20 protein-coding genes and 4 pseudogenes are annotated in these 25,675 nt (G+C 54.1%); 6 read left to right on the forward strand and 18 right to left on the reverse strand.

The genetic code is table 11. The features are described 5' to 3' along the window. The first annotated feature begins 1 nt into the window (after position 1). The gene (locus V6607_RS32895) at positions 2 to 649 is read left to right on the forward strand and encodes a hypothetical protein (protein ID WP_032856627.1); all 648 of its coding nucleotides are present in this window, start codon (positions 2 to 4) and stop codon (positions 647 to 649) included. 265 nt (positions 650 to 914) lie between these two features. Here V6607_RS32895 and V6607_RS32900 read toward each other — a convergent pair. The 7 genes and pseudogenes from V6607_RS32900 to merR form a co-directional block, all read right to left on the reverse strand. Continuing rightward, a pseudogene (locus V6607_RS32900) lies at positions 915 to 1,320 on the reverse strand (potassium transporter Kup); the annotation flags it as partial. A 164-nt stretch (positions 1,321 to 1,484) separates the two neighbouring features. Further along, positions 1,485 to 2,810 carry an OprD family porin gene (locus tag V6607_RS32905; protein ID WP_019334884.1) on the reverse strand — a complete coding sequence of 442 codons (1,326 nt, stop codon included), beginning with the start codon at positions 2,808 to 2,810 and terminating at the stop codon, positions 1,485 to 1,487. Positions 2,811 to 3,028: 218 nt separating this feature from the next. After that, positions 3,029 to 3,361 carry a DUF2790 domain-containing protein gene (locus V6607_RS32910; RefSeq protein ID WP_019334883.1) on the reverse strand — a complete coding sequence of 111 codons (333 nt, stop codon included), beginning with the start codon at positions 3,359 to 3,361 and terminating at the stop codon, positions 3,029 to 3,031. Positions 3,362 to 3,679: 318 nt separating this feature from the next. After that, positions 3,680 to 4,942, reverse strand: coding sequence for a hypothetical protein (locus V6607_RS32915; protein WP_032856625.1), 1,263 nt, complete (start codon positions 4,940 to 4,942; stop codon positions 3,680 to 3,682). A gap of 2 nt (positions 4,943 to 4,944) precedes the next feature. Beyond that, complete coding sequence (locus tag V6607_RS32920; RefSeq protein ID WP_034152178.1) at positions 4,945 to 6,078, reverse strand: nucleoid-associated protein; 1,134 nt, start codon at positions 6,076 to 6,078, stop codon at positions 4,945 to 4,947. Between the two features lie 1,455 nt (positions 6,079 to 7,533). Next, positions 7,534 to 9,207 (reverse strand): TniQ family protein, encoded by a 1,674-nt coding sequence (locus V6607_RS32925; RefSeq protein ID WP_080761983.1) that lies wholly within the window; start codon positions 9,205 to 9,207, stop codon positions 7,534 to 7,536. Between the two features lie 466 nt (positions 9,208 to 9,673). Then, positions 9,674 to 10,105 carry an Hg(II)-responsive transcriptional regulator gene (gene merR / locus V6607_RS32930; RefSeq protein WP_003425050.1) on the reverse strand — a complete coding sequence of 144 codons (432 nt, stop codon included), beginning with the start codon at positions 10,103 to 10,105 and terminating at the stop codon, positions 9,674 to 9,676. 71 nt (positions 10,106 to 10,176) lie between these two features. On the opposite strand from merR, the gene merT reads away from it, so the two are divergent. From merT to merB, 5 genes are read left to right on the forward strand one after another with little or no spacing between them, the layout of a single operon-like run. Continuing rightward, a complete protein-coding gene (merT, locus tag V6607_RS32935) occupies positions 10,177 to 10,527 on the forward strand; it encodes a mercuric ion transporter MerT (RefSeq protein ID WP_003425049.1) in 351 nt (116 codons plus the stop codon). A gap of 17 nt (positions 10,528 to 10,544) precedes the next feature. Beyond that, positions 10,545 to 10,820 carry a mercury resistance system periplasmic binding protein MerP gene (merP, locus tag V6607_RS32940; RefSeq protein WP_003425048.1) on the forward strand — a complete coding sequence of 92 codons (276 nt, stop codon included), beginning with the start codon at positions 10,545 to 10,547 and terminating at the stop codon, positions 10,818 to 10,820. Positions 10,821 to 10,832: 12 nt separating this feature from the next. Beyond that, positions 10,833 to 11,267 carry an organomercurial transporter MerC gene (gene merC, locus V6607_RS32945; RefSeq protein ID WP_003425046.1) on the forward strand — a complete coding sequence of 145 codons (435 nt, stop codon included), beginning with the start codon at positions 10,833 to 10,835 and terminating at the stop codon, positions 11,265 to 11,267. Positions 11,268 to 11,302: 35 nt separating this feature from the next. After that, entirely contained in the window at positions 11,303 to 12,985 is a 1,683-nt protein-coding gene (gene merA / locus V6607_RS32950; protein WP_003425044.1) for a mercury(II) reductase, read from the forward strand. 12 nt (positions 12,986 to 12,997) lie between these two features. After that, positions 12,998 to 13,636: an organomercurial lyase MerB gene (merB, locus tag V6607_RS32955; protein WP_003425042.1), complete on the forward strand. Its 639-nt coding sequence runs from the start codon at positions 12,998 to 13,000 to the stop codon at positions 13,634 to 13,636. Positions 13,637 to 13,731: 95 nt separating this feature from the next. On the opposite strand, the pseudogene V6607_RS32960 reads toward merB, so the two are convergent. The 11 genes and pseudogenes from V6607_RS32960 to V6607_RS33010 all read right to left on the reverse strand — a co-directional run. Continuing rightward, positions 13,732 to 14,028: pseudogene (locus tag V6607_RS32960) on the reverse strand (plasmid pRiA4b ORF-3 family protein); the annotation flags it as partial. A 3-nt stretch (positions 14,029 to 14,031) separates the two neighbouring features. Beyond that, a complete protein-coding gene (locus V6607_RS32965; RefSeq protein ID WP_003425038.1) occupies positions 14,032 to 15,537 on the reverse strand; it encodes an IS66 family transposase in 1,506 nt (501 codons plus the stop codon). A 37-nt stretch (positions 15,538 to 15,574) separates the two neighbouring features. After that, complete coding sequence (gene tnpB, locus V6607_RS32970) at positions 15,575 to 15,919, reverse strand: IS66 family insertion sequence element accessory protein TnpB (RefSeq protein WP_003425037.1); 345 nt, start codon at positions 15,917 to 15,919, stop codon at positions 15,575 to 15,577. 197 nt (positions 15,920 to 16,116) lie between these two features. Next, positions 16,117 to 16,305 (reverse strand): annotated as a pseudogene (locus V6607_RS32975) (transposase); the annotation flags it as partial. A gap of 216 nt (positions 16,306 to 16,521) precedes the next feature. Beyond that, positions 16,522 to 17,679, reverse strand: a complete 1,158-nt coding sequence (locus V6607_RS32980; RefSeq protein ID WP_306108736.1) for a TnsD family Tn7-like transposition protein — start codon at positions 17,677 to 17,679, stop codon at positions 16,522 to 16,524. 54 nt (positions 17,680 to 17,733) lie between these two features. Beyond that, positions 17,734 to 18,207: pseudogene (locus V6607_RS32985) on the reverse strand (TniQ family protein); the annotation flags it as partial. 15 nt (positions 18,208 to 18,222) lie between these two features. Further along, positions 18,223 to 19,692 (reverse strand): ATP-binding protein, encoded by a 1,470-nt coding sequence (locus tag V6607_RS32990; protein WP_032857199.1) that lies wholly within the window; start codon positions 19,690 to 19,692, stop codon positions 18,223 to 18,225. Then, positions 19,689 to 21,857, reverse strand: a complete 2,169-nt coding sequence (locus V6607_RS32995) for a Mu transposase C-terminal domain-containing protein (RefSeq protein ID WP_032857197.1) — start codon at positions 21,855 to 21,857, stop codon at positions 19,689 to 19,691. Before V6607_RS32995 ends, V6607_RS32990 begins: the two co-directional genes overlap by 4 nt. Further along, positions 21,854 to 22,711, reverse strand: coding sequence for a TnsA endonuclease N-terminal domain-containing protein (locus V6607_RS33000; protein ID WP_032857196.1), 858 nt, complete (start codon positions 22,709 to 22,711; stop codon positions 21,854 to 21,856). The genes V6607_RS32995 and V6607_RS33000 overlap by 4 nt, the downstream gene beginning before the upstream one ends. Positions 22,712 to 22,991: 280 nt before the next feature. Continuing rightward, positions 22,992 to 24,824 carry a glutamine--fructose-6-phosphate transaminase (isomerizing) gene (gene glmS, locus V6607_RS33005; RefSeq protein ID WP_003213537.1) on the reverse strand — a complete coding sequence of 611 codons (1,833 nt, stop codon included), beginning with the start codon at positions 24,822 to 24,824 and terminating at the stop codon, positions 22,992 to 22,994. A gap of 10 nt (positions 24,825 to 24,834) precedes the next feature. Continuing rightward, positions 24,835 to 25,602 carry a DeoR family transcriptional regulator gene (locus V6607_RS33010; protein WP_003213539.1) on the reverse strand — a complete coding sequence of 256 codons (768 nt, stop codon included), beginning with the start codon at positions 25,600 to 25,602 and terminating at the stop codon, positions 24,835 to 24,837. Positions 25,603 to 25,675 lie beyond the last annotated feature (73 nt).

Genomic DNA, 25,675 nt, shown 5'->3' on the forward strand with positions numbered 1-25,675 from the left:
CATGTTCAATACTCCGCTTCCAACTGTTAATGAATTGCCCAGCACTCGCAAACTGGTGCGTTCGACTGTCATTGCACTGTTGACTGCGGTCGTCCTGCTGGTGACCGTTGTCATGCCTTCGGAATATGCCGTTGATCCAACGGGTGTGGGCCGAGCACTGGGGCTGACCCAAATGGGCGAACTGAAGATCATCCTGGCCCAGGAGGCTTTGGCGGATGCAGCACCACCTCAACCAGCAACTTTAGCTCCAGCTCCAGCTTCGCAGGTTGCACAGGCTGAACCTGTTGCGACACCTGTTACTCCGCCAGTGGCGACACCTCCCCCAGCTCTGAAGACAAATCAAATGAGCGTCACGCTCAAGCCAGGTGAAGGGACAGAAATCAAACTGAAAGTGCTGAAGGGCAAGACGGTCAGCTATGAATGGACAGCGGCTGGTGGGCCTGTGAATTACGACACCCATGGCGAGCCTTACAACGGTGAAAAGGGTTACTTCCACAGCTATACCAAGGGCAAGCAAGTCAAAAGTGACAAAGGTGAATTCACCGCCATTTTTGACGGCACCCATGGTTGGTTTTGGCGTAACCGCAGCAATAGCGACGTGACCATCTCACTGAGAACGGCCGGCGATTACTTGAGCGTCAAACAGTAATCCGAAGCAGCGATGGCTGTTCTATTGCCGAAAATGCAGCGATCAACCTAGATAAAGACCATTTATCTCATCCATTTTTTGAAGAGTCATTCCATGAAAACCCCAGCAACGCTGATTCGTTCGATGCTCCTGATTTGCTTTATTGGCCTGATGACCGCATGCGGTGGCGGTGAGAAAGGAACAACATCCAAGACCGCTGAGCACGGACACTCACACGAGTAACACCCTGAATAAAACATGGCCGCATTTGCGGCCTTGTTTGCTTCTATATCTCAACCTGCGCACCCAGTTCGACCACTCGGTCAGCGGCAAATGGAAGTATTTGAGGTTGCTGTTGACGTGCTTCAGTAAAAAAGTGAACAAGCTTTCTCGCCGACGAGCCATTCCGATACGCTTGATCGGGATATCCGTCTCGCGGCTAAGGAAGTAGGTGGATTGCTTCGTGCAGAAATCCAGCTCATTCAAGTGTAAGAAACTCAAGGCTACGGCTAGGTCAGGCTCCCCGATAAGACCAAAGTGCGGGTTAACCCGGAAAAATTATTCGTCATAAGCCTAGACCTCAAACCGCCGATCATCTGGTACGCGCAGCTGTCTTCAGACGCCACAGTTAGCAACACCACCTGCTCGTGCAGAACCTGTTTATGCAATAGATTGTGCGAGAGCGCATGAGGGGCTGTATCAGCATTGTAATAACTGCCGGGTCATACCAACATTTATGTCAATCCACAAAAAAAGGCGCCACTAGGGCGCCTAAGCCGTCTCTAAACCAAAGGAGAAACAAAGAGACGGGGGTGTATTTGGCAATTGGACACCTGATGCCGATGGCTAGCGTCCGTTAAAGCAGTTGCAATGGGTATTCGACAATCAGTCTGACTTCGTCCAAATCAGATTCGAAATCGGTAGCTCGTGTCGTTGCTTGGCGAACACGCAAAGACATGTCCTTCAGAGAGCCTGACTGGATGACGTATTTGGCCTCTATGTCTCGCTCCCAACGCTTTTGGTCCTGCAATGGGGCACCATCCGCGCCGCGACGCATGTACACGCTGTTCGCGTTGGAATAGTCCGCATCCCAGCCCTTAGCGTAGCGGGTCATGAAGCTGAGACCGGGGATGCCGAAAGCCTGCATATCTAGATCGTAGCGCAGCTGCAAGGATTGCTCTTTCGGTGAGTTGAAATCGCTGTATTGGATAGAGTTATCCAAGAAAATTGAGTCGGACTGGCGAAGGTAGTCAAAGTCGTCGTTACCATTATTGCGCTGGTAACCAACGGTCACGGCGTGCGCTCCGAATTTGACCCCGGTCTTGCCGCTCCAGATGTTGTTATCGAAGCTTCCCAGAAGTTTTTTACCCTCATCAACCGCTCGGTAGTAATTAAAGCCGCCGATTAGCGATACGCTTTCTGAGAGTGGATAGCTCAATGTGGTGCCCGCGTAGTATTGGTTCCACACATCCTTGAATTGGCTGGTGTAAAGACTCACACCTACGTGCTCATTGACCGTGTAATCGCCCCCTAGATAAGCGATCCATGGAGCATCTACTGCACCGGCGTAAAAAGTTGAAAAGCCGTCACGCATGCTACTGGAATTGGGTTGGCTCATCGCATGCAGCCGGCCCCCCTGAAGGGTCAGGCCTTTGATGCTGGTATTAGTGAACGTTGCACCACGGAAACTCTCCGGGAGAAGTCGGGAATCCCCATAGGCAACGACAGGCGTCGATGGAAATACGTCGCCTACCTTGACGACTGTATCCAGGAAACGCACTTTTGCGGCCCCGCCTACTTTTGAGTAGGAGTCTTCAGGTTGGCCTTTGCTATTGTGCGGCAAGACATCGACTGAGCTTCGGGCTCCCGAGCGACCATCACCTGAATCGAGCTTGAGGCCTTCCATTGCAAACGCATCAATGCCGAAGCCTACGGTACCTTGAGTAAAGCCTGATTCGAATCGGCCAATAATGCCATGAGCCCATTCGGCTGAGTAACCATTGCCCGTGGGGCTTGACTGGCCCTTTCGATAATCACGATTGAGATAGAGATTCCGATTGAGAATACTAAAGGTGCTCCCCTCAATGAACCCTTCAGGCTTTTGCTCCACAGCTACTGCAACTTGCCCCATGCTCATGCCAAGGGCAATTAGAGAAAGACCATAAATGCTTTTATTGTTCATTTAACACTCCAGGCTTTAGCTTGGCAGAGTTTCTTTATGAAATATTTTTTATAATTATAAAAAGCCACCAGCACGTGAGGATTTCTCCTACGTGCCGGCAGACATAATTTCATACAATAGATAACTCCAGCGTGACCTGAAAATTACTTCTATGTCAGCGAACAGTAAGCAGGCTCAAAACATACCGAACAAACTGGCGCAGCTAGGGCCAACGCTAACTAGCTTCCGTGAGGGCAGTTAGTACCCATAACCTTGTATTCCAGGGTGTTGAGCTTGCCCGCCGAATCTTCATAGGTCATGCGCGAAGGAGCTACGCCACAGGTTTTATTGGCTTGAGTGGTACTGATTACCTTCTGGACATCGAGGTTCATTCCATATTCATAATGAACAACTTCAGGTGTCGTCTTTCCATTTTCTAAGGCGTACTGTTCCATCGCCTTCTGGTTCTCTTGCATCATTCGACCATAAACACGGTCACCACCGCCTTCAGCCATGGCCAAAGAAGACAAGGTCAAGATGGAAACGGCAAAAAAAGCTTTTAGTGATTTCATGATTTTCTCCTAGTGTTCACTTACTTCTGACTAGAGGATAACCAGTGATGCCTTTCAGAAAGCTGCCGCGAATATTACATATGCGTAAGGTGTCCCTCAGCACTGGTGAGCTCGACTATTAGAATTTTAACTTATTGGCGGAGTAGGCTGAATATGTTAGATAAGCATTAAAGATCAACTCGAGTTTCTCACGAAATACCCAAGTATTTTTTATTAAAGATACATCTCATCTATATTATGGACAGCTGCTTGGACTGCTCCATATGGATGAGTGGTTTGAGCGCAGTAAGATGAGACGAGGAACGTGTTACAAAAGCCTTATAGGCTGAGAATATTAGGGGCTACGTTGAGTACCGAAAATACCATCGCTAGGATAGCCTTTAACAGCCATAAGAAATCGTCCCGGTATTTTATCGCGGCTAGCAGCAAAGCACCGACGATTGGAAGCAGGGACAACCCCTTCAGCAACCGAAAGGTCCTGGTGAGGGTTAGGCCTTGCTTGTCGACTTGATCGATGGTGATCCTGAGCAGCCCCTGAAGTTTCGGGGGATATGTTTTTATCTTGTCCTTGAAATCATCGAAAATGACATTGAAGCTGTGTAGGAGGCGCTCCGTTTGCAGCATTTGGTTGTGAAGGATTGCAAGCAGAACCACAGAAACCGCTGCCAACCCAAGGACAAGGATAAAACCTTCGAATCTTGAGGTTGTTTTCTCCAGCACGACCAAACCCGCTAGCGATATCGGCAGGGCGAGCATCTTGCCGGCGATGTCGCCCAGCACCCCGCTAAGCTTCGTGCCATAGTCGATTTCAGCTTGGGCCACCTCCCGCCGGGCCCGCTCAAACGAGAAGCTATAGACGTAGGTTTGCAGATTAGCGCGGTATGTGGCGAGGACCTCCCGCCACTCCCGCACGATCACCAAGAACAGATTGGGCTCGCTCTCAAACTTCTCGATGACGCTAGCCACCGCCATCCGAATCATTAATTTTCGTTCGGAGAGGTGTGCCTTATTTTCGTTTTTTCGATTGAGTATTTCTTCCAACAAGCTCAGGTGATTGAGCTCATAGTCAAGGACCTTGACGTCAACCTGGGTAGGTAACAGAAAAGTTCTCGGAGGCTTAGCCCCATCGGGAGGCAAGGCAAAGAACAGATTAAAACCATCTTGGCTGCTGTCTTTGTCGACACCGATCGCTAGCAGTGCAAGCAGCTCGATGAGCCGGCAGACGCGCCTGAGCGCCTTAATCGCCGGAGGCTCGATGTCATCGCTATCTGCCCAACAGAGCTCAACAATGTATACGTTGCTCGGGAATTGCCCCTTGCCCAATGAGCCATTGCGAGCGACAAACTCGCCTAGGTTCGCGTAGAACCGGCCAGACTCGTTCGATGGCAAGCGAAACTCAATATCGAGAGAGTCTGCTTCTTCAGAGCAATGCTCGAACTTGCCATAGGCTGCGGGCAGGCCATCGCACATTCGCAACGCACCGATAATGTCGGGCGTTGGCATCCCCTCATAGCGGATGACTCCGTCCTCAATGGTGGGCGCTCCAATGGCGCGGTAGAGAGCTACCACATTAGAAAACATTCTTAGCCGACCCTGGCCAGCAGTTCTTTCTCGATCACACCAACCAGTTCGGCAGTCAGATTGGACAGCGTCAACTTTTTCCGTCCCTCATCATAATAAACGTCTGCGGCCGGATCCTTACCTAACGCTCCACGCTCGAATTGCAACGACCAGTTAGCCGCGTCCCCCTTGATACGGGTCTTCTCTTTCAGCGATTTCGCATTGACCGTAAAGTCGTCTGGCACCTTATGTTTCTCGCTATTCAAATAGTCTTTCAGCCCAACAATTTCATCCACTAAGTCAGCGGGTACGTGTGCGACAGCGACGTGGCAGATAGCGTCCAAGCGCGCAGATTTGCCTGCGGCCAACTGCTCCTCCAGATACTTGATCACCGCCTCTTTGGCCTTGTAACCAAAGCCTTTTAACGTTTTGTTGTCGCGAAAAAACCGTGCAACGTTATCAATGGCATTTTTGGTAGCGCGTCCGGAAGCTACTCCTTTCGCGCATCCCAGTGCAGAGATGAAATAATCGGATGCCTGACTATCACGGCCCCGGCTGATGAAGCACAGGTAGGTTGAATCCACTTCATCCTCCGCGTCATCTTCATTCTGCTCAGGCGCAGCAGCGGCCGCAGCAGCCATAGCCTTTATGGCCACGAAACTCGCTAAATTGATCCTGGCGGCCTGCTGAACCTTGTTGAGATCGACCTCTTGAATTTCCTTGGGCACATAGTTCTCGTCCAGCTGTATACCGCCGCGTTCCTTCATGCTGGCGACCAGGAAAAAGTCGGTTGCACCTGCGGTGTACTGAGCGCAAAGGATGTGTCCACCGGTCGATAAGACTTGATTACCGGCTTGCTCCACCAACTGGTCCATTGCCAAGTGGGTCAAGTCGATAAATCGCGCTTCATCATCTTGTACTTCTACGAACGCGGTGAAGCGCTCTGGAAACGGTCCCTGACGGTCATCATTGGCAAACTGGCCGTAGACCACGCTGTTGCCTTCTTTGCCGATGAGGCCGTGGATACCATTGACCAGAAAATGCAACGCGGGATTTTCAGTATCGAGCGCCACATCCTTCTTGACCACCTCGGAGATAACGCTGGTCTTGGCCAGCTTCTTGAAGCTGTGAATAATGGCAGTTTTCAGCGTAATCATAGGTCGAATTCCGTTCCGATAGTATCAATATGGAATCACTGAAAATAGCACCTTACCCAGCAAACTTCAGGGCTTATCTCGATATCAGATATCACCTAAGGGCTCCAACACCTAGTGATCAGTAAGGCTGCACGAACCCAATAACTGTATATGCATACAGCATAATACTCTATGCCATTCATCAGCACGAGGGTCTGAGCGTCGAAACGCGGACAGCATCATCTAGGCTTGTCACAGACCATAGTCTCTAACGTAGACTCAGTCTGAAAAGTTTTTCCAATCTTATCCGTCAGCGCTGGAGCACAGCTGAAGAGCGGGGACCGCCCACGCTGGATCGATCAGATCCTTCGTTTGAAGCAATTCTTCGAAGGAATCTATCCCAAAGATTACCCGAGGTTCTAGGTAATGCGCAGGAGGCCTTTTACCTACTGAAGAACAGATTTTTGGAGGGTTTGATCTCAAGACAGGTCACACAAGAACTCGACTGTCTGGACGATAGTCCGGGTAATGGTCATGTGTCGCCACTCCGCTATAGGCCTGGTTCTGGGGACGATTGTTACGAACGCCATGTCTCAGTAAGCACCGAGACAGTACCGCGATGGTTGAGTGGGACGGCGCCCAAAACATTGAGCGTCGATAAATACCACATTACGCGTCCGTGACTCTCAGTACAGGCTCAAAGCGACATCTAGGTCCGTCTGTACCCTTCGGCCGGGTCCCATCAACACATAAACGGTATTTTTGGTCTCGAACAGGCAATCGTGGGTGAAGGAAACTCCCAATGAGGTTCTTACCCAGCGGGCGCGATGGAAACGTCCTCAGCTATCGTGGAGAACAAACAAAGTGTTGACCAGTGTAGGAGTAACTCCTCCTCTAACAACGACCTTTAACTGACGGGGGGAGACCACTAAATCAACCATTATCCAGTCAGCGACTAGGCAATAGGTCCGTCCAGGGAAGTAAGATCCGATCAGAGCCACGGCGTCTGAATGAGGAAGCTCACATCCAGGTATTTTTTCACCACCAGAAACCAGTTCTGCTAGGCCCGCCAGATTCATTCATCCCTCCGACCCACTTCATAAATCGAGTCGAATGATTAATCACACCAGTCAGCATAGCTGCCCGTAAATCGCCCGACTTAAACCCCGATGAACAGCACGCAAAACTTGGCTCATCTGCTCAAAAGCTAACGTTTAGCCCTTTAGCTATGGTCTGATTTATGCCATTGCTCATGCTTGAATCCGACGTCAAAATAGATGCCGGTGTCTGCGGTACGTGAGCGATATCTGCTTCTGCGGCATAAATCCCGTATATGCGTAAACCGCTGCTATCGGTGCACATCCAATGCCCGATCAATACGCAATAGGCGTCGGTATTAACAATGACATCCAACGCCCAGCAATAAGCCACAAAAATCACCGGATCCAGAGCAACTGCGCCACGCCATAAAAATATCTACTGGAGCTTTGAATTGGACGCGATCATCTCCATGTATGCATTGCCACCCATGGGAATATCATAACCTGGTGGCCCTTCCCATTGCCGCGAGACACCGGTATTTCTAAGCATAACGTCAACCTTAATGCCGTCCTTAACCATGCTGTCTAAATCCCACTCGAAGTGATTTATGAGAGCCTGGCAGGCCACATGAGGCACTGTTGTCAATAATCTCAAGCTGGAGTTGTTTGGGGGTAACTTAAGCCTCGCGATCTCCGACATCGTCCATATAAATCTCCGTAACCTAAAATGCCAAAGAGACTCAAGATGAAGTTCAAGTTGAGCTGACAGCAATGGGAAAGACTTACGAGTCGCACGCTCCCTACTTACTTTTCGCGGCAAAAGTGCAAGCATGTTACTGATATTTACTCGCACCTGTTTTTGGGTGATGCGGTACAAGTTCTCAACGCCCTCTATAAGAATAGTTGCGTATTTTTCGTCCTCATCATTTACCACCGGCTCGACACTACTCTTCTGCATTAAGTTCCCTGTAATTTTACTCAACAACCAGTCCTTATCGTTTTCGTTGAGCCAACGGGTTACTTGATAAGCACTTACCCAAAGATAGTCCATACCAATGCCTGGCTTCACTTCAAGTAGCATTGAGATTTTTTCTCGATAAGCCTTTTTCTTATGTTCTGGCAAAGTTTTCTCTTTAAGACGGACCGTCGGGTTTGCCGAGCTAGCAAGTAGAGACTCTTCTGCCAAGCATTTCTCAAACTTTTCTGCACATCCAAAAAGATGGAGAGATATTAAAAGATGCCTTGCCAACGGCATATCAATTTGACCTCTTGTTGTCGATAGCCTAATCCATTGACTTCGAATTCCAGCTGCGTATGCCAAATCAATTTTCGAAATAATTTCATCGCTGAACTTATCACGAATACTGCTAAATAATTTAGCTGTGCCAATTAGGTTCCCATGAACAAACCCTTGCTTCTTTGCTTGACGCCGATAACAAGCAGCCAAAACCGTATATTCTATCGATGGCAGATTGCGTTGCAGAATATCATTTACAAAAACTGCAAACTCGCGCTCTTCATTTGAGGCGAGTGAGCGGTTCGTAGGTTTAACAGCGTTCCACCCGCAAGCACAATCATCGGTCAACCCCGGTAACAATCGGTTTTTACGATAGAAAGGGTGAGAGCAATTAGGGCAAGATTTAAGAAGTTCTTCACCGTGTCGCCAGCACGCTGTAACGCCCGGTACATGATGAGCTCGGTGCCAATATGCGTAGCCACACTCTATGAGGTCGGCCTGCACACAGGCCAAGCAAATTTTAGCTCTGCTATTCCTCGTACCTTCTCTCCTAGGCACTCGAGCGACATCAGATAAAACCTTGTCAAATTCCTTAGAGGATTCTTTTGATAATCCTATAAAAGGTTTGTAGGCTGGGAACGTAGTGTTAATCTCAAGCAACTCAGCCAAGTTGCCTTCTTTAACTCCCGGCAATCGAGAAGCAAGGTTTTCTAATTGCTTTGGTATGATAGATAGTTGGAATGGCGCAACGCCAAAAAGATCACGGAAAGTTTCTGCCTCGGTTTTGTTTCCGGACAAAAAATGGTATCTCGTAATACGAGATAATAGTGTCTCGTCTGGCATAGACATTGGGAAAAACAGAATACTGGACATGAGTAGCCGACTTTCTAGCGTGGGTCTGGTAGGACGCGAGTCCTGTGGATGGTGTTCTTTTATCACATATCACCGTGTACCCGGGTAAGGATTTTAAAAATGAACGCCATACAGTAGCGAACAGCCAGCAACTGTTTTATTAGAAAACAGCAGTTTTTACGCCAAAGTCAAAATACAAGTAAGCGTCCGAACTACACCGCCTTGCATCTCAGACCTTAATCCCCTTTAACCGCTGATTGACGCGCTCACACTCAAAAACTGCGAAATTGCACCCCACTTGACCACCCATTTGCGTTGCAACTGACCAATCATTTGCATTCGAAGTGATCAGGACTCTCGGCTCTGTAGGGTAAGAGCGTGGCTAAAAGCAGACCGTAGGTTTGGCCAGTCAACGGGGCTCATTGAGCGCCGCTCTTTTCCTGTTCAAGCCGACAAACAGGGGGGCAATGAAACGGGAAATCGTAGGCTAAGGCGCGAAGTTTTCGTGGCTATCTATTCCATGCAGCGAATCGATCAGCGGGCAGCTAACCGTCCCGTGGCTCGCGCAACAGTCATCAACCAACTGCGCCAGGACCAACTCGATCCGCCGCAGATCCGCAAGTTTCCCCCGCACGTCTTCGAGCTTCTGCTCGGCGTGCACACGCGCATCATTGCAGTGCGTACCGTCATCGAGCCGCAACAGTCCGGCCACTTCATCGAGGCTGAAGCCCAGCCGTTGTGCGGACTTCACGAATTTCACCCGTGCAATATCCGCCTCGCCGTAGCGACGAATGCTGCCGTAGGGCTTGTCCGGTTCGGGCAACAGCCCTTTGCGTTGATAGAACCGAATGGTTTCCACGTTAACCCCGGCTGCCTTGGCAAAGACGCCAATGGTCAGGCTTTCCGCAGTGTTTTTCATACCGCTTGACTCCGTACCTGACTACGGAAATAACCTTAACCCATCGATCAAACATTCGAAAGGTTGAACCCATGTCTGAATCACAAAAGGGCCGTGGTGCACTCCTCGCTGGAGGTCTGGCGGCGATCCTTGCGTCCACCTGCTGCCTGGGCCCGCTGGTGCTAATTGCCCTGGGCTTCAGCGGCGCCTGGATCGGTAATCTCACCGTTCTGGAGCCCTACCGCCCGTTTTTCATCGGCGCGGCATTGTTGGCGCTGTTCTTCGCTTACCGGCGCATTTTCCGCCCGGCTCAAGCCTGCAAACCCGGTGAGACCTGCGCAATTCCGCAGGTACGAACTACCTACAAGTTCATTTTCTGGCTCGTGATGGCACTCGTGCTGGTCGCGCTCGGTTTCCCCTACATCCTCCCGTTGTTTTACTGATCAGGCAGGAGTCTCCCATGAAAAAGCTGTTTGCCGCTCTCGCGCTCATTGCCGTGGTTTCCCCGGTGTGGGCCGCCATCCAAACCGTCACCCTGTCGGTACCGGGCATGACCTGCGCCGCCTGTCCGATCACGGTCAAGAAAGCGCTGACCCAGGTCGAGGGCGTGACCAAGACCGAGGTGAGTTTCGAGAAACGCGAAGCCATCGTGACCTTCGACGATGCCAAGACCAACTCCGAGGCCCTGACCAAGGCGACCGAGGATGCCGGCTATCCATCTACCATCAAGCAATAGGAGGAAATACCAATGAGAAATCCTCTCAATCTGTTCACGCGGATCGGTGACAAAGCCAGTTCCGTCGGTGTGCTGGTTTCAGCCCTAGGCTGCGCCGCGTGTTTTCCTGCTCTGGCTAGCTTAGGCGCTGCAATCGGTCTGGGCTTTTTGAGCCAGTGGGAAGGCCTGTTCATCACCACGCTACTGCCCTTGTTTGCGGCCCTGGCGCTGCTCGTCAATTCCCTTGGCTGGCTCAAACATCGGCAGTGGCAGCGAACTGCACTCGGCCTGATAGGCCCTGTCCTGGTCTTGGCTGCGGTGTTTTTGATGCGGGCTTATGGCTGGCGGAGCGGTTGGCTGCTCTATATCGGTCTGGCCCTCATGCTTGGGGGCTCGATCTGGGATCTCGTGTCGCCCGCCCACCCCCGTTGCGCCCCGGGTGCCTGCCCACCACAGCCAAAACAGTAATGCCGCAAAGAGACCCATTTGAGGAAGTAAACGCTATGACCACACTGCGAATCCACGGTATGACCTGCGCCTCCTGTGCCGACCGCGTCAGAGATGCTCTGGAGGGAATCTCCGGCGTGCACCGGGCGGACGTCTCCTACGCCGGTGGGAAGGCCGAAATGACGGCCGACGCGGCTGTCAGCCGTGAACAAATGCAAGCCGCCGTCGAGGCCCTTGGGTATCAAGCGTCGTTCGAAGTCGCCTCGCTACAACCGCGCCCCGGCCAGCTCGATAAGGCGCTGGGCTGGTTGCGCAGCGACACCGAGGTCGGCAAAAACGGCGACGCGCTACACATTGCAGTCATAGGCAGCGGCGGTGCGGCAATGGCGGCCGCCTTGAAGGCGGTGGAAGCCGGCGCCCGCGTCACTCTGATCGAGCGCGGCACCATCGGCGGCACTTGCGTCAACGTCGGCTGCGTGCCGTCGAAAATCATGATTCGCGCCGCGCATGTGGCTCATTTGCGCCGCGAGAGTCCGTTCGATGACGGAATGCCCGCCACGCCGCCGACCGTCCTGCGCGAGCGGCTGCTCGCGCAACAGCAAGGCCTTGTCGACGAACTGCGTCACGCCAAGTACGAAGGCATTCTGGAGAGCACACCAGCCATCACCGTGCTGCGTGGCACCGCTCGCTTCCAGGACGGCCACACGCTCAGCGTCGAACTGGTCGAGGGGGGCGGGCGCGAAGTCGCGTTCGACCGCTGCCTGATCGCTACCGGCGCCGGTGCGGCCGTGCCGCCGATTCGCGGGCTGCAAGACACCCCCTATTGGACCTCGGAGGAGGCACTGGCCAGCGCCAGTATTCCGCAACGGCTCGCCGTGATCGGCTCATCCGTGGTGGCCTTGGAGCTGGCGCAAGCCTTTGCCCGGCTGGGTAGCCGCGTCACCATCCTGGCGCGCAACTCGCTGTTCTTCCGCGAAGATCCGGCCATCGGCGAGGCGCTGACCGCAGCCTTCCGCATGGAGGGCATCGACGTGCTTGAGCAGACACAAGCCAGTCAGGTGACCCACGCCAACGGCGAATTCGTACTGACCACCAACCACGGTGAACTGCGCGCCGACCAACTGTTCGTCGCCACCGGCCGCACGCCCAACACCCAAAGCCTGAACCTGGAAGCGGCGGGTGTACTGTTGGATGAACGCGGCGCCATTCAGATCGATCAGGGCATGCGCAGTAGCGCAGTGGATATCTATGCAGCCGGCGACTGCACCAACCAGCCGCAGTTCGTCTACGTCGCGGCGGCGGCTGGCACCCGTGCGGCGATCAACATGACCGGCGGCGAAGCTACGCTTAATCTCGATGCCATGCCGGCGGTGGTGTTCACCGATCCGCAGGTGGCCACCGTCGGTTACAGCGAAGCGGAAGCACAGCGCGCAGGCCTCGAAACCGACAGTCGCACGCTGAGCCTGGACAACGTGCCGCGTGCGCTGGCCAACTTCGACACGCGAGGGTTCATCAAGCTGGTCGCCGAAGCGGGTTCTGGTCGGTTGCTCGGCGTGCAGGCGGTGGCCCCGGAAGCGGGCGAGCTGATTCAGACGGCGGTGCTGGCTATTCGCAACCGCATGACCGTGCAGGAGCTGGCCGACCAGTTGTTCCCCTACCTAACCATGGTCGAGGGCCTGAAGCTCGCGGCGCAGACTTTCACCAAGGACGTAAAGCAATTGTCCTGCTGCGCTGGATGAATGGAGAGCACCATGAAATTTGCCCGCTACATTACCGAGATCGCCGAACGTCTCACCCCGACCAACCGGCCCAAAGGTTTTGCGGAGTTCTTGGTCGCGCTACTGGGTGAACTTGCCAAGGGACGCCCGATTTCGCGAACTACGCTTGCCAGGACTCTTGGCTGGCCCGCTGAGCAAGTGGCGGCTGTGCTCGAACAAGCCACCAGTACCGAATACGACAACGATGGGAACATCATCGGCTATGTCCTCACCTTGCGCGAGACGTCGCATGTCTTGGAAATTGACAACCGCCGGCTGTATGCCTGGTGCGCGCTGGACACCCTGATGCTCCCGGCGTTAATCGGCCGTACAGCTCGCGTCTCGTCGCATTGCGCTGCAACTGGAGCACCCGTTTCGCTTACGGTTTCACCCAGCGAGATACAGGCTGTTGAACCTGCCGACGTGGCAGTGTCACTGGTATTGCCGCAGGAGGCGGCCGACGTTCGTCAGTCCTTCTGTTGCCATGTGCATTTCTTCGCATCTATCCCAGCGGCAGAAGATTGGGCCTCCAAGCATCAAGGATTGACTATCGTAAGCGTCCAAGAGGCGTTCGGCGTGGGCCAGGAGCTTAATCGACATCTGTTGCAGACCCTTCCAATGAGAACATCGTGATTGGATTTCGACTCAATGTCCTACGGAGTGGGCATCGGATTTCTCTTTCCGACTTTGATCCGGTGATCCCAGCCATCGCCAAAGTCATAGACCTAGCGGAATGTCCTTTTCCCGTTCAACGCTTTGATCAGAGTCTTGCGGGTCTCCGAGTTCACGGGAGGCCCCCATCCATCGGAGTCGGGAATACCGTAACTCTCACCAGCTATTTCAAACTCATGCAGATGGTCATCGTGCCAGCCCATTGCGATCTGGATCACCGCGTGCAATTTGCCTAAGGTGATGTTCTCGGGCACCGCCACACGGCGCCAGATGGCAGGTTCGATCCACTTCAATTCAATGTGCAGTAGCAACAAATCAGGTTCGGGTTTTGGCAAGCGAACAGTTTTGACCATGGATCAGGCGGCCTCGCAGAGTTCCGTGGAGGCGAGAGAAACGTTCCAGGGCAGCAGTTCGTCGACCCGATTGATCGGGTGGTCGGCGATGCGCTCCAGCACGTGTGTCAAATAGGCTTGCGGGTTCAGGTCGTTGAGTTTGGCTGAACCCACCAGGCTGTAAATCGCAGCCGCTCGTTCGCCGCCGGCGTTGGAACCGACGAACAGATAATTTTTTCTGCCTAGCGCGACAGCACGTAGCGCGCGTTCGGCAGCGTTGTTGTCGATCTCAATTCGCCCGTCATCGCAATAGCGCACCAAGGCCTGCCACCGATTGAGGGCATAGAGAATCGCACCGCCCAATGCCGATTTTTTCGACAGTTGAGTCAGCGTCTGGTTGAGCCACGCGTGGAGTTGTTCCAGCAGCGGACTGGCTCGGCTTTGCCGAACCACTTTTCGCAGGTTGGGCGGTTGCCCTCGAATCTCGCTTTCGATGGCATACAGGGCCGCAATCCGTTGCAGCGCCTCGGCGGCAAGTGGTGAAGCCAGGTCTTTGTAGACCTCGTAAAACTTGCGCCGGGCGTGAGCCCAACACGCCGCTTCCTCAATGGTGCCCGTGGCATATAGTTGAGCAAAACCGGCATAGCCGTCCGCCTGCAAGATCCCGCTGAAGCGCTTGAGATGCGCGCGGGGATGTTGCCCCTTGCGATCCGGCGAGTAGGCAAACCAGACCGCCGCCGGTGTCGCGTCCCCCGTAGGTCGGTCGTCCCGCACGTACGTCCACAGGCGCGCCGATTTGGTCTTGCCGTTGCCCGGCGCGAGCACGCCAATCGGCGTGTCGTCGGCATGGACTTTGTGTCCGCTCATGACGTGGTGCTCAAGGGCGTTGATCAGTGGTCGCAGCAACTGACTGCTCTGGCCAACCCAGTCGGCCAGGGTTGAGCGCTCCAGCTCCACGCCCTCACGGGCGTAGATCTCGGACTGCCGATACAACGGCAAATGATCGACAAACTTCGAGACCAGCACATGGGCCAACAACCCTGGGCCGGCAAGACCTCGGGCGATCGGGCGACTCGGTGCCGGCACCTGGGCGAAGTGCTCGCAGCAGCGGCAAACCCACTTCGGACGGACATGGCGAATGACTTTGAAACGTGCCGGAACGTACTCCAGCACTTCGGACACATCCTCACCTAAATGGCGAAGCGTCCCACCGCAGCCAGTGCATTGCGACTCGGGCTGATGAACGTGGGTTTCGCGAGGTAGGTGTTCAGGCAATGGTTTACGGCGCGAAACTGCGCGAGGTGCCGGCTCGACTGGAGGTGTCATTTCGGCTTGGCTGATTTGCAGCTCATCAAGGCTCAACTGGAGCTGGTCGATCATCGCTTCCAGTTGCTCGGAGCTGCGACCGAACTGCGTACGACGCAGCTTGGCGATCATCATCTTCAAGCGCTCAATCTCTGCGTGCTGGGCAGCGATCAGCGCCTTCAAGGCTTGAAGATCATTCGGCAGGGAGTCGGTCACGAGGGTCATGCCCGAATATTACTGGGGATTTTTTCAGCGCGGCAAGTCAGACCGCGAGGACGGGTGCTGTACGAATTGGCCGGCGCCAATCAATGCCCTCCAACAGCATCGACAACTGCGCGGTCGTCAGCGACACGCTGCCGCTGGTTGCTTGCGGCCAGACAAAGCGTCCTTGCTCCAACCGTTTGCAAAACAGGCACAAGCCGTCGCCATCCCACCACAACAGTTTGATCCGGTCACCACGCCGTCCGCGAAAGGCGAAGATCTGACCGGAGAAGGGATCGGCTTCCAGTTGAGTCTGCACCATGGCCGCCAAACCGTCGAAGCCACGACGCATGTCCGTGACGCCAGCGGCGATCCAGATACGGGTTCCAGCGGGAGGGGCAATCATCGCACTAACTGCTGCAAGACGAGTTGCAGCGTCTGCGGGTCTGGTGCTCCGGTGATACGCAACTTGGCTTTTCCTACCTCAACTGCGATCTCGGAATGACACTCTGCCTGTGGCTGGAAGACTGGCGGCAGATCCATTGGCGCCTCGATCACCTGGACTGGCAAAAACGAAGCACTCTGGCTGACCGGGCCGAATAGCCCTTCTTGGTATTGCTGCCGCCAGCGAAAGACCAGATTGGCATTGACGTCATGTTCGCGAGCGATCAATGACACGGAGGCGCCAGGCTGGAAGGTGGCCTCGACGACTTGGCGTTTAAAGTCCAGCGGAAAGTTGGGGCGGCGACCGGCTCGACGGGCTGGGGCAACTGTATCCAAGATAGTGTCCACTAAAAAATGGTGTCCACTATCTTGGCCAATTTGGAGGGCTGTCAGGAGAGGGTGCTGGCCGGACGGTTACAAATACAATACACCACACATATAAATACTTTCACTGCACGCCTCGTCAAAATTCACACATCGAATCCACGCACAGCTCATATATATAGAGGCTTGTGCCGACGGCGTTACAGAGCAATATTCATACGCGGATCAGGGTGCCTTCACTCATATTTGGAGTTTTCTGAGACACGCTGTTCGATACAGCGCTGATTGAGTGATTGGCTTGCCGTCAAGTTTTAGCTTCCGCTCGGCCCAGCTCAGGCGCCGCCGATGGAATGCATCAAGGGTTTCGCATTCGGCTGCCAGTGCAGCCGCACAGTGCGGCAGCTTGTTGAGCTGCTTTTCAAACCTAGATAACACATGAAGCTCTCTGCCTATTTTTGTCCGTGAGATGCGGACAGGTTTACCTGGAAGCGCTCGTAACATTTCAGCGCATTGAACCACTTCGTTGGCAAGGTCAAGGTCGAGGTCTTTGAATCTTTCTGCCTGCTGTCCGCGCGGTCTGTGGGCTTTTCCTGGCTCTTGTGTAAGCTCGGACAGCCATTGCCGATCGTTTCGATGAAGCCACACATAATCTCGACACTCATGAGCTAGGCGAGCTCTGTATTCCCCGTCAAATCGGTTCCTCCTATCAACCAGCAGTTTCGAAAGCCTCGCCTCTTTCCATAGGTCAGGTCCATACGAAATCGCGCGTATCATTCGGTAGACGCATGTAACCGAGCTCCTTGTTTCTGACGCTATGGTCTTAGCGTTAGCCCCCATGAGCGCCAGCGTCCAGATCGTTTCAGATGCCTCACTCATATACTCATTGGTGCTTGAGCGATTGGTTGGAGATCTGTTGGCAGCTCGTCCACCAGGAGTTTCGCTATTGGCTGTTCGACTAAGCGACTCGGTAATAGGCCCGTTTGGCCGCAGTATCCTTTCCATATCGACCTTGAGCGCACAGGCCAGCAGGATGAATTTCAGCGGATGATGGGTGCCCCTCGGCTTACGCAAAAGCTTCACAATCCAGGCCGCCGGTATATCCGCAGACGACTTGCTCAGTATCGAGTATTCCCCTGAGGAGGGGAGCGCCTCAAAGAACGCAGACATGTGTCGCGCCAAAATGCCTAAGTGCAGCCGACCAGTATCGGAAGCCATTTTCAAGGCAATAGCGCTATCCAGAAACACCGAGCGAATCGCATCAGGACATAATGGCGGAACATCGGTCTCAAGCACCTGCATCGAACGCTGCGCTATTTCTTGCAGAGCACTTTGTAGATTTTGAGGGATGTCTAGCGAAATGGAGTGAGACTGAACGTCCTCATCGTCCGGTAAATGCATTCTTCGAGAGTTTCTGCTCAACCAGCGGTAATCAAGGAACCTCAACGGGGTTCCATGGTGGGGACAGATCAAAACGCCTGGAAGCTGATGCACACGGTGCCAGTACGCTGCTCCCACACAGGCCATGTCCTGTTGGACACAGTCGAAGCAAAATCGCACTCTCGAAGCAAACTCGAGTCGGCTCGCGATTAACCCCAACCTTAGCATCAACCCCTTGCCGTTTCCCGCCATCAAGATATTGGCGTCGTCCACCTGTTGCGGGGTCAAAAAAGGTTCGTAGTAGGGCAGTTGCGTATGGCGCTTTATAACAGCGGCTAGCGATAAGCCTGTATCACACGGCAGCGCCTCGACAAGCTCAGCTAGTCGACATGGAAAAGCAACGTTCTGCGAAAAGCATTTCGCGGACTGCGCTCCATCGAAAACTGCTGCGCAACTACGTACGCCACAGAGCCGGGCGTATCTTGAGAGAACGCTGTGAAGCGTCTCATCGTGGAAAACGGCCGGAAAGAAATGGAATTTGAGCCCCATTTCGTCACCCTTAATTCACCCCTTCCGATACAACGGAGAAAACTCAAAGAGATCACTGCTTATCCAACCGGCGCTCTTCAACGCCTCAATGGAGTCTTCACTTTCACTTAGCGCCTGTGCCTCTGAGGTCTCAACCGCCACCGCCGCAGGTGACTGCGATTTGACTTGGTTAACGGCCGCCACATTAGGTTTGGTAGCACTATTGTCGCTGCGACTGATGACACTGCGCAGCAATGCCAGTCGCTCCGGCCGAGCCACACCATCGAACGCCATCATGTCGCTTAGTTGGTCTTCAATCGGAAGCAAATCATCGAACTGCCGCATCCGTTTCGGATCTCGGCTTCGCAGAGCGGACAAAGCTGGCTTCAATATCTGCATCTTGGTGTTGCTCACCAACGCAATTGTCTCGGCGGTAACGCATTCCGAACCACTCTGGATCGCATACCTTTGACTGAGCACCAAAAGCTTCACCAAAAAGTCGGTGACCCCTTGTGTATGCTCATACAGCGCATCAAACACATCCTCTGTCAGTTCGACCGGCTGCTGGTACCACTGATAGCTCCAGAGGTTTTCAACAAGCATGCGCCACTCGTCATCGTCCTTCTCAAAACGTTTAAATTCGAGTACCCCGACGCCGCAGCAACGCCTTGCGTTGCGCATGACGTCCGAAAATAGGCTGATCATCGAATTTGTCCCGATGAACACCACAGGAATTCCGATGTTGTTCACTAGATGGAGGAAGAAATTCAGCATGTTGTCCTTGCCCCCAGTTTTCGCGAGGTGCAGGTTCTGAAGTTCGTCGATCAGCAAAGCTCCGATGAAAAATGTACTCGCAACCTGTTCCATTTGTTGCAACGAGTCATTGATGTTCCGAGCCCTATACCGCTTGTAGTAATCCTCATCACCTAAAGCTCGCCCGACCGCATAGAAAAATTGCTGACAGAAGCCTGCCAGCGAACCATCTCGGGGGCAGTCAAGCTTGAGCCAGGTGATCTGGGTATGAACGAACTGCTTTCCTTCATAACGCTCGTGGCGAATCGTTTGAGGGTAGAGACTCAAAATGGCTTCGAGTGCGGTGGACTTTCCAATGCCACTAAGGCCAACCAGACTGAACGTTTCGGCAGTGGACTTAAATCCATCGTGGTAGCGCTGTGCGCCCGAAAGTGAGTGAAGATGTCTGACAGTGTCTGGAGAGGTCGGGTTGCGTCCGACGTACCCACGTCGTACCAGCAATGAAAATACGGACTCCAGATCCATGTGGACCAACAAAGGCTGGACCACCGTTCTCAACCGGTCGATGCAGTGAACCCGAGTCGATCGGTCGAGGGTCAGCTCTTCTGGATCAACAGGACGGGGGAAGTTCGAGATTAGTTGCATTGCCACCTCTTCTGAGAAGATCGGTGGCAGCGCTTCGATGAGTGGATTTCCCGCGTAGTCCGCTATCGCCTGCTTCGTGTAGCTTGCGAAAACTTGGGCGCCTTTCATGAGTTTTGTCCTGGGCGCAGGCGTTTGAGCATATCGATAACCTGAGCGCTGCGAGGGCCGGCAAAGTTTTCTGAGCGATCTTGGGAGATCTCTGTCTTGAGCACAGGCGATTCAATCCTTACACCCTCTGGCACATGGGCGGTCTCACGCTCCTTGAGGCGCTCAACGGCGCGATTCTCACGAATATTTCCAATCATCTCAGCTTTGGTCGCAGGCGCTGGCTCATCATTTCGCTCAGCGATCGCACCGCTGACGACTTGATTAACTTCCTCCAGCAGCGAAATCCGACTCTCCAACTCAGCGCGTTTATGAGTCGGTGGAGTCTGGCGGTAAGCTTCGAGCAGATCGAAAATCTCATCGGATCGATAACCAGCATACTTGCTATCAGACTTACGCAAATCGCAACGGATGAACTGTTTGTTGTCTCCCCGAATCCAGATATGTGCTGAGGAATTTGGGTCATACCAACACTCTATCGACCAAACCCCGCGGCTACGGGCCTTCGCAAACCAGTTGTTCTCGATCGCTACATCACAGACATAGTGCATCCCTCGGAATAGCACACCACCCTTTTGCACCGTCGCTTGCTCGCGCGGAAGCAAATGGAGATAGACCAGCTCGTCGGGATGATTGTTTGGTTCGACATGACCATTTTCTAATGCCCAAGTCCAGATACCTGACGGCGTCGGATCGACACCGTCGTTCATCATCTCTTGAGTGAGCCTGTCGGGCTGCCTGTTGAAGCGGTTATAGTGAAGGACACACTGGATGATAATCTTGGTGAACTCTTTAATGCTCAGCGTTGCATCGAGTCGGTAATCTCGCTCGCCACGTTCCTTCTCCCTAGCAGCTACACCACCAGGAAGCCACCTGATGCCTGTCAGGTTGTTCAGGATACCGAACCGGCTCTCAACCATCGACTTCCAGTCAGGGCGGTAAGGCGGAGCGATTCCCAGCTCGATATTCAGGCCAGTGGCAAGACCCTCAGCTGCTTTCCCCAACATCTCGCCTCGATCAGCGTAGATGTGATGTGGGAGGTGATGACAGGCCCATTCCCCTGAATCGATTGTGACCCCATTGGTAGCGCAAAACTCAACCTTCGAAGTGAAAGCGTTGAAAAGCGCTTGCCTGGCTCCGTTCCAACTCGGGCCCTCTAATCCGATGTAGAGACCGACGATCATGCCGGAAAAGCTATCAATGACGACGTACACAACCGGCCGTCCAATGAGCATTCGCCTGGAGTATCCGTTCACGAGATAAATGTCCGCAATGGTGGCATCGATCTCAAACTGATGGCAGGGGCCACGAAGCCAGTCACGGACGGTTCCAGAAAGGGGGCGGCAATCTTTTAGCCACTTACGCATTCCCTTACGGCCACGTTCAGTTTCAACCTCGTCGAAATATTGCTTTCCCCAATAATCGAACTGTCTAAAGGAAGGAATTTCCGATTCGGGTAGCAAACGACCGCCTGATTCTGGATTTTTCGACAGGTCTTTCGCGGTATAGAACCTCCTGAGCATCTCAACATAGGCGTTGGTTATCGTAGAAGTCTTATCCCCGACAAATAACGAGTAGCCGATACGGATACAGCGCTTATCCACGGCATCGATAACCTTGGTCGGTGAAACGGCAATACCTTGATACCTTGGCTTCCTACCTGGGGGCTTTGCGGGATCATACTTGCGCTCAGGAACTCCGACGCCCGCATAGTTTTTCAAGAGCGCATTTCGAACTTGGCCATTGATCCAGTAACGGTACAGAAGTCGATAGATGCTCTTGCGCTGTATACCGAGCTCAACAGCTCTAGCGCCGACCATTTGACCCATCTCACCAGGAGCGAATATCTGACCTGGATAATCTGAGTCGATCAGGGGTGCGATGATGTTCCACTTTTCATCCCTTTCCCGCTTCTTTTTCTCATCCAAGTCATCCTCTAACACTAAGAGAAACTCAGGCGTAACGACCTTGGCTAGCTTCGTATCACCTGCAATGACGGATCCGCGAAGCTCCTCCAGGCCTAAACCAATCGGCTGGCGGGGCGGATCCGTTAATTGGATCAAAACGACCGCATCGTATCGCTCATTGAGGTACAAGACCCTAACGAAGCCCGGCACGACGGAAAACTCAGTAAGCGGTTCGAAACAATCATTGACTTGGACTTTCATGATAGGCCCTCCGCCGTCAGTGAAATTTTCATTGGTTTCTCAATGATTTCAAATGTTGGTAGTGGCGCAGTCATTTGAATGGGAGTACCAACCAAATCTACCTTGATCGACTTAGCCCATATCAGGTGATGATATAAAGCCCGAGAGTCTTGATAGGAGATAAATAAACGTGCGGCAATCTTTCGCAGAGATTCAGCAGTACTCCACGGGTAGGGACGACAGCTCGCTAAGTGCCCCAGAAAATCTGTGTGTAATGATGGCTCTGCCAAGGCGCGCGGCAGTTGAGCGAACTTCCTGAGTAAGCCTAAATTCTTGATCAAATCGGGGCTGAACATTTCTTCAGTGACAATGGCCCAATCAACGTGTTGGCCAGTCCAGAAACGCTTTTCGATCTCAAATTTTTCCAACGTCCTCCTGGCTTTTTTGCCTTCGAGGTCAGTGCGGTATTTAATTGTTCTGGCTACGGATTTAAAGCTGCCATCGGGCTTTTTTATCGTTAATAAAAAATCCGTGGTCATAACGTAAGGAAGCACTGTCTTCGGATACTTCGGGTATCGCACTCCCATAGAGCTCGCGATTGCTTGAGCACTTTCTCGCGGTAGCAATGGATACTGCTCGCGTATATCCACAACATTTTCCGAAAATTCACATACCAAAAAATAGGCGCGCTCTAGGTCGGAAAAGAGGTGATGGAGGCGATCGATCTTCACACCTTGGATCTTGTGGGAGCGTCCTCTGGAAGGCACGTCTTGGACGCGCAGCCACGGCAGATAACTGGCACCAGCTCCGCTACCGAATCCATTCGAAATATGCCGCTGAATATCTGTCTCAGACGAAAACCTACGACCGCGCAATGCTACCTCCTTCGTCCGCCGGGACCGCCTCTCCTCGCCCTGAAAAATAGTTATAGGAAAAAATCGCCCACCACCTGTTCATGGTACAGCCCTCTTTAGCCTACTCCCGGAGCGGAACGAAGCGGAGAATCTAGACCGATGGCTCAGCCAAAAAATGGAAAACCCCGTAAATACGGGGGTTTCGGCCTTGTGTCAATCTATGTTACGGCGTGTCAATCTTTATTGTTAAGTGTCAATCTTTATTGTTAGTAGCCAGGGGTTTTGGTGGTTCGGGTGCGGCTTATTCCACCGTCACCGACTTCGCCAGGTTACGCGGCTGGTCAACGTCGGTGCCCTTCAGCACAGCCACGTAATACGACAGCAGCTGCAGCGGGATGGTGTAGAGGATCGGCGACAGGGTGTCGTGGATGTGCGGCATGTTGATGACGTGAGTGCCTTCGCCATTGGTCATGCCGGCCTTCTCGTCCGCGAACACGATCAATTGGCCGCCACGGGCGCGCACTTCCTGCAGGTTGGACTTGAGCTTCTCCAGCAGTTCGTTGTTCGGCGCGACGGTAACGACTGGCATGTCGTCATCCACCAGGGCCAGCGGACCGTGCTTGAGCTCACCGGCCGGGTAGGCTTCGGCGTGGATATAGGAGATTTCCTTGAGTTTGAGCGAACCTTCCATCGCCACCGGGTATTGCGCACCACGGCCGAGGAACAGGGTGTGGTGTTTGTCGGCGAACAGCTCAGCGACTTTCTCCACAGTGCTGTCCATGGCCAGGGCTTCACCCAGGCGGGCCGGCAGGCGGCGCAGTTCTTCGACCAGGTGTGCCTCGACGCCTTCGCCCAGCGTGCCGCGAACCTGGCCCAGGGACAGGGTCAGCAACAACAGGCCGACCAACTGGGTGGTGAAGGCCTTGGTGGATGCCACGCCGATTTCACGACCGGCCTGGGTCAGCAGGGTCAGGTCGGACTCGCGCACCAGGGAGCTGATGCCGACGTTGCAGATCGCCAGGCTGCCGAGGAAGCCCAGTTCCTTGGCGTTGCGCAGGGCGGCCAGGGTGTCGGCGGTTTCACCGGACTGGGAGATGGTCACGAACAGAGTGTCGGGCTGCACCACCACCTTGCGGTAGCGGAATTCGCTGGCGACTTCGACCTGGCACGGGATGCCGGCCAGTTCTTCCAGCCAGTAACGGGCGACCATACCGGCGTGGTAGCTGGTGCCGCAGGCGACGATTTGCACGTTGCGCACTTTGGCGAACAGCTCGGCAGCTTGCGGGCCGAAGGCTTGCACCAATACCTGGTTCTGGCTCAGGCGACCTTCCAGGGTGCGTTGCACCACGGCCGGTTGCTCGTGGATTTCCTTGAGCATGAAGTGGCGGAACTCGCCCTTGTCGGCGGCTTCGGCGCCGTCACGATACTGCACGGCCTCACGTTCCACGGACTGGCCGTCAACGTCCCAGATCTGCACGCTTTCACGGCGGATTTCGGCGATGTCGCCTTCTTCCAGGTACATGAAGCGGTCAGTCACCTGACGCAGGGCCAGTTGGTCGGAGGCGAGGAAGTTCTCGCCCAGGCCCAGGCCGATCACCAATGGGCTGCCACTGCGGGCGGCGACCAGGCGGTCAGGCTGGCTGGCGCTGATCACGGCCAGGCCATAGGCGCCATGCAGTTCCTTGACGGTGGCCTTGAGAGCGTTGGTCAGGTCGCCGATGTCCTTGAGCTTGTGGTTCAGCAGGTGAGCGATGACTTCGGTGTCGGTGTCCGAGGTGAAGACATAACCCTGGCCCTTGAGTTGTTCACGCAGCACTTCGTGGTTTTCGATGATGCCGTTGTGCACAACCGCCAGGTCACCGGAGAAGTGCGGGTGAGCATTGCGTTCGCACGGCGCGCCGTGGGTGGCCCAACGGGTGTGGGCGATACCCAGGCGGCCTACCAGCGGCTCACCGGCCAACGCTTGTTCGAGTTCGCTGACCTTGCCCGGGCGACGCATGCGCTCAAGCTTGCCGGCGTTGGTAAAGAGCGCCACACCGGCGCTGTCGTAGCCACGGTATTCCAGGCGTTTGAGGCCTTCGAGCAAAATGGCAGTGACGTTTCGTTCAGCGACTGCGCCAACAATTCCACACATGGTTTCTCTCCTAGATGACTGCCGCGCAAATCAGCGTGATGCCGCGGGCTTGAATCTGGTCGCGGGCCTCAAGTGGCAGGCGATCATCGGTAATAAGGGTATGGACGCTGCTCCAGGGCAGTTCCAGGTTGGGGATCTTGCGGCCAATCTTGTCGGACTCGACCATCACCACCACTTCGCGGGCGACTTCGGCCATGACGCGGCTCAGCCCCAGTAATTCGTTGAAGGTGGTGGTGCCGCGCTCCAGGTCGATGCCATCGGCACCAATAAAGAGCTGGTCGAAATCGTAGGAACGCAGTACCTGTTCGGCGACCTGGCCCTGGAACGAGTCCGAATGCGGGTCCCAGGTGCCGCCGGTCATCAACAATACCGGCTCGTGTTCCAGGTCGCTCAAGGCGCTGGCCACGTGCAGGGAGTTGGTCATCACCACCAGGCCGGGCTGGTGGCCCAATTCGGGGATCATGGCGGCGGTGGTGCTGCCGCTGTCGATGATGATGCGCGCGTGTTCCCGCAAACGCCGGACGGCCGCACGGGCGATGGCGCGCTTGTAGGCCGAAATGGGCTGTGCCGGATCACCGACCAGTTCCTGAGGCATGGTGATGGCGCCACCGTAGCGACGCAGCAACAGACCGTTACTTTCGAGGGCCGCCAGGTCCTTGCGGATGGTGACTTCCGAGGTTTCGAAACGCTTGGCCAATTCGTCCACGCTGACTTCACCTTGCTCGGTGAGCATGGCAAGGATGTTGTGGCGACGTTGGGGTGTATTTCGTTTCGACATGGTGATGATAAGTTTCGTTTCGAAAGATAACGAAGGCAATCAAAACCTATTCATTCAAAATGGTCAAGCATGC

Origin of the sequence: Pseudomonas sp. KK18 (assembly GCF_037094675.1) — a bacterium.
In the GTDB taxonomy this organism is placed as follows: Bacteria; Pseudomonadota; Gammaproteobacteria; order Pseudomonadales; family Pseudomonadaceae; genus Aquipseudomonas.

Bases quoted from the DNA above. Each gene is read 5' to 3' on its own strand.
- V6607_RS32965 (WP_003425038.1), bottom strand. From the start codon at position 15,537: ATGACCCTCGTGACCGACTCCCTGCCGAATGATCTTCAAGCCTTGAAG.
- merA (WP_003425044.1), top strand. From the start codon at position 11,303: ATGACCACACTGCGAATCCACGGTATGACCTGCGCCTCCTGTGCCGAC.
- merP (WP_003425048.1), top strand. From the start codon at position 10,545: ATGAAAAAGCTGTTTGCCGCTCTCGCGCTCATTGCCGTGGTTTCCCCG.
- glmS (WP_003213537.1), bottom strand. From the start codon at position 24,824: ATGTGTGGAATTGTTGGCGCAGTCGCTGAACGAAACGTCACTGCCATT.
- merR (WP_003425050.1), bottom strand. From the start codon at position 10,105: ATGAAAAACACTGCGGAAAGCCTGACCATTGGCGTCTTTGCCAAGGCA.
- V6607_RS33010 (WP_003213539.1), bottom strand. From the start codon at position 25,602: ATGTCGAAACGAAATACACCCCAACGTCGCCACAACATCCTTGCCATG.
- V6607_RS32925 (WP_080761983.1), bottom strand. From the start codon at position 9,207: ATGTCCAGTATTCTGTTTTTCCCAATGTCTATGCCAGACGAGACACTA.
- V6607_RS32905 (WP_019334884.1), bottom strand. From the start codon at position 2,810: ATGAACAATAAAAGCATTTATGGTCTTTCTCTAATTGCCCTTGGCATG.
- V6607_RS32895 (WP_032856627.1), top strand. From the start codon at position 2: ATGTTCAATACTCCGCTTCCAACTGTTAATGAATTGCCCAGCACTCGC.
- V6607_RS32990 (WP_032857199.1), bottom strand. From the start codon at position 19,692: ATGAAAGGCGCCCAAGTTTTCGCAAGCTACACGAAGCAGGCGATAGCG.
- merT (WP_003425049.1), top strand. From the start codon at position 10,177: ATGTCTGAATCACAAAAGGGCCGTGGTGCACTCCTCGCTGGAGGTCTG.
- merC (WP_003425046.1), top strand. From the start codon at position 10,833: ATGAGAAATCCTCTCAATCTGTTCACGCGGATCGGTGACAAAGCCAGT.
- V6607_RS32980 (WP_306108736.1), bottom strand. From the start codon at position 17,679: ATGCATTTACCGGACGATGAGGACGTTCAGTCTCACTCCATTTCGCTA.
- merB (WP_003425042.1), top strand. From the start codon at position 12,998: ATGAAATTTGCCCGCTACATTACCGAGATCGCCGAACGTCTCACCCCG.
- V6607_RS32910 (WP_019334883.1), bottom strand. From the start codon at position 3,361: ATGAAATCACTAAAAGCTTTTTTTGCCGTTTCCATCTTGACCTTGTCT.
- V6607_RS32915 (WP_032856625.1), bottom strand. From the start codon at position 4,942: ATGTTTTCTAATGTGGTAGCTCTCTACCGCGCCATTGGAGCGCCCACC.
- V6607_RS32995 (WP_032857197.1), bottom strand. From the start codon at position 21,857: ATGAAAGTCCAAGTCAATGATTGTTTCGAACCGCTTACTGAGTTTTCC.
- tnpB (WP_003425037.1), bottom strand. From the start codon at position 15,919: ATGATTGCCCCTCCCGCTGGAACCCGTATCTGGATCGCCGCTGGCGTC.
- V6607_RS32920 (WP_034152178.1), bottom strand. From the start codon at position 6,078: ATGATTACGCTGAAAACTGCCATTATTCACAGCTTCAAGAAGCTGGCC.